This is a genomic window from Rhodonellum psychrophilum GCM71 = DSM 17998 (genome assembly GCF_000381545.1).
GTDB lineage: Bacteria > Bacteroidota > Bacteroidia > Cytophagales > Cyclobacteriaceae > Rhodonellum > Rhodonellum psychrophilum.
Genome location: NZ_KB906679.1, coordinates 202,895 through 212,581, shown reverse-complemented (window position 1 = coordinate 212,581; position 9,687 = coordinate 202,895). Strand labels below are relative to the sequence as shown.

5 protein-coding genes and 1 pseudogene are annotated in these 9,687 nt (G+C 43.4%); 3 read left to right on the top strand and 3 right to left on the bottom strand.

Annotated features, from left to right (window positions below):
• Positions 1-291, top strand: a pseudogene (locus tag F824_RS27730) (IS110 family transposase); the annotation flags it as partial.
• Positions 292-695: 404 nt separating this feature from the next.
• On the top strand, positions 696-1,208 hold the full coding sequence (locus F824_RS0112815) for a DinB family protein (RefSeq protein ID WP_019598300.1): 513 nt from the start codon (positions 696-698) through the stop codon (positions 1,206-1,208).
• A gap of 676 nt (positions 1,209-1,884) precedes the next feature.
• On the opposite strand, the gene F824_RS0112800 is transcribed toward F824_RS0112815, so the two are convergent.
• From F824_RS0112800 to F824_RS0112780, 3 genes are all read right to left on the bottom strand, one after another.
• On the bottom strand, positions 1,885-3,738 hold the full coding sequence (locus F824_RS0112800) for a leucine-rich repeat domain-containing protein (RefSeq protein ID WP_019598297.1): 1,854 nt from the start codon (positions 3,736-3,738) through the stop codon (positions 1,885-1,887).
• A gap of 664 nt (positions 3,739-4,402) precedes the next feature.
• Positions 4,403-5,320, bottom strand: a complete 918-nt coding sequence (locus tag F824_RS0112785; RefSeq protein ID WP_019598295.1) for a DUF4625 domain-containing protein — start codon at positions 5,318-5,320, stop codon at positions 4,403-4,405.
• A 9-nt stretch (positions 5,321-5,329) separates the two neighbouring features.
• The gene (locus F824_RS0112780; RefSeq protein WP_019598294.1) at positions 5,330-7,696 is read right to left on the bottom strand and encodes a TonB-dependent receptor; all 2,367 of its coding nucleotides are present in this window, start codon (positions 7,694-7,696) and stop codon (positions 5,330-5,332) included.
• Between the two features lie 161 nt (positions 7,697-7,857).
• Between F824_RS0112780 and F824_RS0112775 the strand changes: the two genes are divergently transcribed.
• Positions 7,858-9,120 (top strand): hypothetical protein, encoded by a 1,263-nt coding sequence (locus F824_RS0112775; protein ID WP_139189788.1) that lies wholly within the window; start codon positions 7,858-7,860, stop codon positions 9,118-9,120.
• Positions 9,121-9,687: the final 567 nt, after the last annotated feature.

Here is a 9,687-nt window from a genome sequence, read left to right as displayed (position 1 = left end):
GCGCTGGCTTTAAGAAATGCTGCAAACACCATTGATAAAACCAAAGATGGGGTGTTGACAAGGTTTTTCAAACGAGTGGCTTATCGCAAAGGAAGGGGAGCTGCCATTACCGCAACTGCCAGAAAGCTGGCAGTAATTATCTGGAACATGATTATAAAAGGAGAAAGATACCAGCCCGGTAATTTAGACCAATACCAAAAAGAAATGAAGGATCGAATGATAGCATCAATTAAAAAAAAGATGCTATCACTGAATATGTCAGCCGATGAGTTAAATGCTGCCCTATCATAAGTTAGATGGAAATATGCAATAGGTTTTCAAATGTGGTTGAAACTACAAGAAAATCAGACTATTGGGAGAATAATTCCCGACACCAATAGGGTGAAGTCAAAAATAATCAACACCTAATGGATTATCAGTAAATTACATTATTGAATTGAGTTCGTAATGCACCAAACGGGTTTAATAAAAAAAGAAACCATGAGTATCTTAGACCAACTTGTCAAACATTAAAACCGAAGTCTGGAATAGGCTTCCTGATAAGGCTTTAACTGCGAAAAAATCAGATTAATTGGATAATAACGCAGATTTTTGATTTGGCGAGGTCAAAATTTGGAAACAATTGAAGATTATTAAGCAATTTCAGGTCGGAATAGAATTGCGAATGCGTAAAACAGGTTTTTAAGAATCAGACGATGAAAAAACAACCAGAAGTTTGGCTTAGAGGCAATATTGAAGGCTATCCGCGGCTATTGCAGCCCGTGGTCCACGCCATCTTGCAAGCCCATGAGGAAATACATGAACTGATAAGAGAATTTCCTTCTGACCTGCTCTGGGAAAAACCCTTCGGCATGGCCAGTGTCGCCTTTCATCTGCAACATATCCCAGGTGTAATGGACCGCATGGCCACTTATGCAAAAGGGGAAACATTAAGCGGTCAACAATTGGGTTATTTACAAAAAGAAGGGAAACCAGATTTAGAATTCACCTCCCAAACGCTATTGAGGGATTTAGATCTTCAGATTGTTGAATTCCTCCATTTAATCGCACAAATAAATACCGATACCTTGACCGATCCGCGAGGTGTAGGTAGGGCCCAACTACCGTCTACCGTAGGTGGATTGTTGTTTCATGCGGCCGAACATGCACAAAGACATTTGGGGCAATTGCTTGTCACTGTGCGGATTTTGACCCATAAAGCGGAGTAAATCATCCCGCAACGGAGATATCTTGACCTTCATTTGTATATTTCCATCGTTCAAAATGCAGCAGAACTTCTAAGAGCACAAGGTTTGGCTGTTTGCCAGATTGTCTTCCCGCACGGAGACTGGATGACCTTCAACTTCTTCCTCAATCCCTCTTCCTCAAGTTTTGCTTTTCATTTGTCATGCCCTTTCCAAGCGATACATTCCTGATGATAAGGCGCATGCAGCCACCCCAACCAATAGGTGTTTTTTAATCTCAGTCCTGTTCCATTTCCGCTTATCAATGAGGATCCATGCAAAAAATGCGGACTTCCTTCCACATGTCAGGGGGCGGCTTTGCCCTATCCAAAAACAGGGTTTTCCTAAAGGGATCCTTCCCCGATTTTTTTATCAGCCCTTGTCTTTTGTGGCCAATATCCCCCTTCTCCATCAGTGGGGAAAATGGCGGAAAAATGACCATTGGGATTTAGATGCCTTCATCACTTTACCACGACTTGAATTTGGATGAAACCTCCCAATTCAAGTCTTTGTCCAGTTGCCTGTTTCAAATCAAAATACCACTTGTGAAACTTGAAAAGAACATGGTTTTTACCTGAGCACAAAGTTCTGGCTGATCAAGCGCTCAGCACTCCGCGGCTATCCCTACTCCTGTCCATTGACATTCAGGAATATTTGCGGATCAATCTCCTTCTTGCCTTGTGGTGATTGTTGTGTTGGGGAGGTTATCCATCAGAAATTTCAACTCCTCCTCGGGGTAATCATTGCCGTTTATACCCAAATACCTAAGGGTATATGCCAAATTTGCGATGCTTGGTGGAAAGCGTGTTATCTTATTCCTGCTCAGATTCAATAAGGTAAGTTTGGACAGATTCCCGATGCTGGCCGGAACACTGGCGATTTCATTCGTAGAAAGCATGAGCTCCTCTAACTTTTTGAGTTGACCGATGCTTTCGGGAATTGCTTTCAATTTCACATGACCGGCGCTCAATATTTCCAAGTTGGCCATTTTACCAATATCGGATGGGAGGTTATCCAATTCTCCATGAATGATAAGATTTTTTAAACTCGCCAAATCTGTAAAAGATGCCGGCAATTCCTTTAGCCTCACTACAATATTTAGCCTGTTTAGGCTGACCAAATTCCCAAAATTCTCCGGAAGACTGCTTACTCCACTTCCATATCGGATGCTTAGGTCCTTCAAATTGGAAAGGTCGGAAAAGCTTTCCGGGAGAACTCGATAATCCCCAGATAACCAAAGTGTCTCGAGATTTGCGAGCCTACCAAAATCAACTGGCAGGGCAGCAGGCTTGGACGTTACCGTAAAGAAACAAAATTCCAGATTTGACAGGCCAGAAAAGGAGTTTGGGATGTTTTGAGACAATACAGGACCTCTAAATGTTTCCAGATTTTTCAAATTGCCGATTTGTTCCGGTAATTTTTCGATTTGGTTCAGTTCCATGTTTAGGTAATTGAGGCTGGTGAGGTTACTGAAGCTTTCGGGCAAACTTTTAAGCCCCATCCCTGACATGTCGAGAAACCTTAATTTAGTCAATTCCCCAAAGCTCTCCGGGAGAGATGCCACGTTCAGCGTACTCAAGATCAAGGTGTCAAGTTCCACCAAATTCCCAAAATCATCAGCGATACTGGTAAATTGGGCGTGTGAAAGGTTTAAATATTCCAACTTGTGATAATGTGCCGAAATAACGCTCGGGAAGACTTCCAGTAGATTGCCTCCAAGTTCCAACTTGGTAAGATGCTTCAATGCCTTCAATGCAGGAAATTGATCCTCGTAACTGAACATCCACCCGTAGCCATCACCATTCATCACTAATTCGGTCACATCCCCCGCTTCGTTCCGTTTGAAATAGGACGGTGAATAGAGTTTGCCCAAATCTTCCAGGGCTTCATCTTGCTGGTATTCGCCCGATTTGAACACAATTGTCTCCGATGCTGATTTACTGCCATACCATGTTGTCCAAGTGATTTTATATTCGGTGTTTTCAAAACCATAAAAAGTAATATAAGCAGACTCCTCATCGGGTAACCATAAGCCTCCGTGACTTTGCCCAATGATCTGAAGGTAGTTTCCCTCAACTGTCCACTTCCCTTTGTCATAGGACTTCGCCAGAAGCCTCAACCTTGTTTGGTAATGTTCATGGCTATCATCCAGAATCTCTGTTTTAAGTGGAGAAAAATGGACTTTGACGGTATCCGTGGTGGTCTTGGATCCCATTTTCACCTGCCAAAGCAATTTGTATTCCTCCCCCGGAAGGCCATTGAAGATGGTTTTTGGATCGTGTACATTGTTAAATGAAACTTTATCATCCACCATCCCACTGTGGATCGACCAAGTACCTGTTTCGTCTGGTTTCAAATCATCACCAGCCAAGGTGACCCTGAATTCCTTCAGGTCGTAGAAGTCTATTCCTCCATTGGTGGGGGCTGGTGGAAGGTCGGGCTGGTGGATATCATCTTCATTTTGACAACTCATCAGAAAAGCAGTTGCGACAAACAAAAAAAGAATTTTCTTCATATTCTTAGAATGGCTTCATCAATATTTAAATCACCGGAAAAACACCCTCTCAGCCGGGGATTTAAATATAAATTTTATTTTTGAATCCCATACTCTTTGAAATAAAATTCTCCTTGCATTTTCAATCCCATTTAGAATGTATATGAGGGAATCTGTTTTTTTCAAAACCTTCGATTGATTTCATCCAAAAGCAGTTGCAAAAAGAAGAGGATGTTCGGTTGAATTGTATCTGCCACATTTCCGGAAGAAGCCCCTCCTCTTGGAAATGGACCCAAGTCATGGAACAGTGATTTCGAAAACTCCCGATTGGATCTTCCAGTCAGATGACAATAAATATATCTTGACCCCAAAACGGAAGAATTCCCCCTTCAAATCATGTAGTTGCCTGGCATTCCAATTCGGGAAACAGGATCGGACTCCCCTCTTTGAAGATTATTTTTTTTAGGTTCCTGAGCCTTAAATCCCAAATATGCATTCCGTTTCCAAATGAGATCGAAACTGCAAGAAAATCAACTTATTGGGAGACTAATTCCTGACAGCAATAGGGTGAAGTTAAAAATAGTCAACAACTAATTGAACATCAGTGAATCACAATATTGAATTGAGTTCGTAATGTATAAAACGGGTTAAAAAGGGTTTGCCAAGCAAACGCAGGCAATTCCACCTAATTTACATGGATCGGAATGGCTTCACGGGTGACATTTCCGGCTGTATCTTCTGCCCAAATGATCAAGGTCAATTTTGATTGCCCAGTTGGGATTTGTATTGAATTTTTAGCAAGCAAGCTTCCCAAGTCAAATTTATCGGTGGCAAACAACGGTTCTCCTTTCAAATTCCTCCAGCTTGATTCTCCCACCATGGCTTCGCCAAAGGTACTTTCCGATATTTTTTCATCCAGGTTATCTTGATTGGAAAGCCGTACCCAAATGAATTTCAAGGGGGTGGAAATTGGATCGTTGGTGACCAAGACCGATCCCTCAATTTTCAGGTTCTGACCTGCTGAAGCCACCAAACCCCCATTTTCAGCCCTGACCAATTGGAGCAAGGGGGCATACGGGCGCTGAATGTAGAAAGTGGTGTGGTAGTTGGAGCCATCGGCAAATCCACTTTGGTTTCCCTCCAGATCTGTGGCAGAAATGGTAATGTGATAGGGACCTGCGAGTAAGTTGCCTACCACAGCAGCGTTGGAACCTGTCCAAGAGATCCTGTGGGCATCAATGATCACTTCCGGTGAACCTTTGGGTATTCTCAGGTTTGGATTCGATGCCGTACTGCTAAAGATCTGCCTGATATTGAGCCGTTCAAAAGAATTGCTCAACCTGCCATGGGAATGTCCGTCAAACCCACCGTGGATATCCAATAAAATTTCTTTGATTCCGGAAGAATCCGTGACTTTAAAATTGACCATCACTGATTCTTCCAAAGGTCCAACCAACATGCCGGGCGAAGGCTGAATGGATTGACCGGCAGTCAGGGCGCCAATGACAGGAGCCTCCAGATCCACCGGTTTTTCATTTTCATTGCAAGAGGAGAAGGACGCCACTAGGGCGAATACGAGAATGATAAGTGCTTTGTATTTCATATTGGTTTGTTAATGTATATTCATAAAGGGAATGGATAGGCCGACGATAAAATTTCGGCCAGGCTCCGGAATATTGATCAGGCGGTACCTGCTCAGATGGTTGAAATAGCTTTGATGGGTCAGGTTTTTTACCCCGAAATTTATCTCCAATGGATTTTTTCCCAGTTTGATGGAAGCCCTCATGGTCAGGTCTATCAATTGGGAACCTGCTGTTGTTCTTTCGTTTCTTGCCACCATATTTTGTGCAGCTACCTGCCTGAAATCCAATTCCAATACAATTTTTTCAAGTATCCCTATTTTCACATCTCTCTTGTAAGTGATGCCTGAGAGCAGCGAAAATGGTGGCGTCAGCGGCAAAGGAAGATTGGAAACCAAATTGTAGTTCCACACATAATCCATTCCCAGCCTGAAATCAACATGAAATGGGCTTTTGTAAGCAGCTGAAAATTCTCCTCCAAAAAATGTGGCATCGTCCTGCTTGTATTCCCACAGGGTACTTGAGCCGGGCAAAGGCGAAAAACGACCACTTGGCGCGAGATAAATATATCCACGATAAACCGAGCCGAATGGAGAAATTCCAAACGAAAAATTCTCACTTGACCATCCATAGGACAAATCAATTTGGTAACTCCTTTCCGTGACCAGATTTTTGTCACCTATTTCATGGCGAAAATTCCCATGGTGGATGCCATTGGAGGCAAGTTCGATGGGCGTTGGAAAACGTACGCCTGAACCAAAATTGACTTTTAGGCTATTTGAGGGGTTTATTTCCCAAGAAATTCCTCCCGAAAAACTGGGACTCAACGTTCTTTTTTCGACATCCGGATTTCGCTGATCAAATTCCCCGGTTGGTTCCAATCGGTTGTAAACAGCTTGCAGGTGTTCCTCAATATTCAGGATATTCCCATCCAAACGCAGTCCTGCATTCCAATGAAAGCGGTCTTCAATGGATTGGTTCAGGATCAGGTAGACTCCAGCCAGGTGGCTGCTGTATGCTGGAAGAAGAAACTCAAATCCTTGATAGCCATTCCTCATGGTCTGTCCCATCAGTCCATAACTGAGGCGAGTGTCCTTGTTGAGATGCAAGACTTCCCGATAATTTGCCGTGAAAGTGCTCAGATCCAAGCCCAAGGCCAGATTACCCGAGGGAGTAGGACCTACTCCATGGATGTGGGGAAATGATTCTTCATGCCGGATATTGCGTTGAAACCCGAGATCCATTTCCATGGCTCTATTGCCACTTGTCCATTGGGTATTGGAGATCACTTTCCAATGGGTATTGAGTTGTCTGGGGAGACCGATATCCCTGGAATTGCCATCATCTTCCAAACTGAATGCTGTTGGAATACCCACCGCTCCGGTGAATATCCCGGCTTGCTGACCAAATCTGGAGACCGTTACCTGCGATTTTCCGTGACTTAGGATTTTCCCGACCGTTGCCGAAAAATGAAGTGCGTTTCCCGCAGTGTTCTTGAGCCGTTCATTGAAAATCGGCAATACATACCCTGCGTAAACATAGGATTCAGCGGGGACTTGATAATCTCCGTGTGAACTGTGCGTCAATCGGCCCATGGAATACCAATTGTCAATTCTTCCCTTTACATGCACCGATTGACCAAAATATTGACTGTTTGACTGATGGTCAAAGGAAGCCTCTCCCTCCAGCCCGTCCCGGTGAAGAGGCTGTTCGGGAAGAATATTGAGGACGCCCCCCATGGCGTCAGGGCCATATTTCAAAGAATTCGGCCCTTTAAGGATTTCCAGCCGTTCCACATCGTGTGCATCAATTTCCAGCCCATGGTCCGCCCCCCACTGCTGCCCTTCCTGCTTGATTCCTTTGTCATTGACCAAAATCCGATTGAAACCCAAACCGCGAATCACTGGCTTTGCAACACCCACGCCGAGGTTTATGGAGGATACTCCCGGAATCTTTTCCAGTGCTCCGGCAAAGGTGAGGCTTTGGGAATTTTGGATTTCTTCCTTGGAAACAATCAAATCCGACATTGAACTTTCCCGGCTGCCTATGACAGCCCGATCCCCGAAAACTACCGCAACTTCCAATTCTGTAACCGACTCGGACATTTTGATCCGAACCGGGGATGCGGCAAATGCTGTTAACTCCTGAATTTCATAGCCCAGATGAGAGAAAACCAATACTTCATCCCTGTAAATCAGCACCTCAAATGCCCCCCTTTCATTCGCCAAAAATCTGGTGCGTATGGAGTCCGAATAGGAATTTTTCACCTCGATCATGGCGGGAAGCGGTTGGTTGTTCCTGTCCGTAACGAATCCCGCCACCCTGATTTCTTGGGCAAAAAGATTTTCAGGGAAAAATGAAAACAAGGCAAGAAAGGACCAAAGGATCACGCTATTCATAGAGGAAGGGCAATATTGAATGGGGAAAAGAACCAAGTTTCGATAATTTAATCGCCAAGTACCTTGGCACTTATTGCAACTTTGTTGCATTTTAATTGCAACATTATTGCAAATATGGGATTTCTGTAGTTGTTTTGCAAATCGAAAAATTCAAAGCACAAATGAAAAAACTACACACTACATTTATCGGTTTGGCACTTTTGGCCTATTCCTGTGAGGAAAAGGAAGCTCCGATCATCGATCAGCCAACTTTCGAAACACTGGAAAGCGAATGGATCAGGGTTGTGACCTGGAATGAATCAGGGAATATATCCATGATCAATCCCATCACAGGAGAAACAAAAACACCTTCACTCCCAGCCTTTTCAGCAGGAAGTGCAAATTATCTGAGCTCAAGTGGCCGATATATCACTTCAATCGAGCGGGTCAACGGCGTAGTCAAATTTTTTGACACAGGTATCGAAAACCATTCCGATCATGGTCATGAATACGAAATGAAATGGCTTGCCAATCCCGCCGTGGCACCATTACCCACGCACTTTTCTGCCACCAACGGCAATATCGTGATCTTCAACGATGGTGATGGATCGGTTACCTGGGCAAGGGAAAGCACAATGGAAACCCCGTCCTTCAGTCCTGTTGTTCTAAAAGACTTGAAAAACGGAGTGCATCATGGCGCCGCTACCTGGCTCGCCGGCAACAAATTAGCCGTGACATTCACAGATCCTGAAGCACCGAAGGCCCTTCCCCAAACGATAAAAATCCTTTCAGCAACCGGTGAACTCATCGCGGAATCCGACAATGCCCAAGTCACCAGTATACACGGAGACGCTTCAAATGGCCAATTTGCCATCTTTGGCGGAACCGAAGGCGTTCTTGTGGCCAGTTCCAATGATGCCTTGTTCAGAATTGACAACATATCCCCAATGGATGCTGGATCCGGCAATTGGATGGGCACCATCAAGGGAAATGACAAATCGGCCATATTTTACGGTTGGTCTAGGAACAAGGGAATTTTCGCCATCGACCCAGCGGCCAAGTCCATGCGAAATGTTTATTCGGGTGATGATGTAAGCGCCTATTTCTTCAGTGCTGATGGTTCTAAACTGATCATCCAAAGCAAGAGCAATCTTGTAAAAGTTTTAGAAAGTGCCACCGGAACTTCCATTGCGCAATCGACATTACTCCTTGCGTCCACAGGTCAGGATGAGTCCGCAAGAAAAGCTACGGATGATGCCCTATTTTACAGAATGATGGATGAGCTCCCTCCCGTTTTGACAAGTTCGGAAAAGTACCTTTATGTATTGAGCCCATCCCGAACCGAGATCAATGTTTTGGACCTAAACAATCTAAATTCAGTCAAGAAAATGACTTTGAATGCTCCAGCTTCTCGTTTCATGAGGGTTGGCTTTCAAACGAATTAAGCGGATTTAAACCCGAAATATGCAATAAGTTTCCAAATGGGATTTAAACTGAAAGAAAATCAGCCTATTGGAAGAATAATTCCTGACACGAATAGACTGAAGTCAAAAACAATCAGCAAATATTTCAACATCAGTTCATTATGCTATTGAATTGAGTTCTTAATGCATAAAACGGGTTAAATCCCAACAGAAGAGTCCAAATTGTGAATTTGGACTCTTCTTTTTTTTTATTCACTTTTTATGGATGTGCTGTACTTTATCAATTCTTGAAGATTGTTAGATAAAAAACTTTACGGAGCTTCCCTTTCTTTTTTTGGCAAGAAGAATACAATACGAAACCAAATGAAGGCAAGAGACTACATTAAATCCCAAATATGCATTCCGTTTCCAAATGAGATCGAAACGGCAAGAAAATCAACTTATTGGGAGACTAATTCCTGACAGCAATAGGGTGAAGTCAAAAATAGTCAACAACTAATTGATTATCAGTAAATCACAATATTGAATTGAGTTCGTAATGCATAAAACGGGTTAGATTTGAAATATTTGTTTGGTTAACTGATAAGG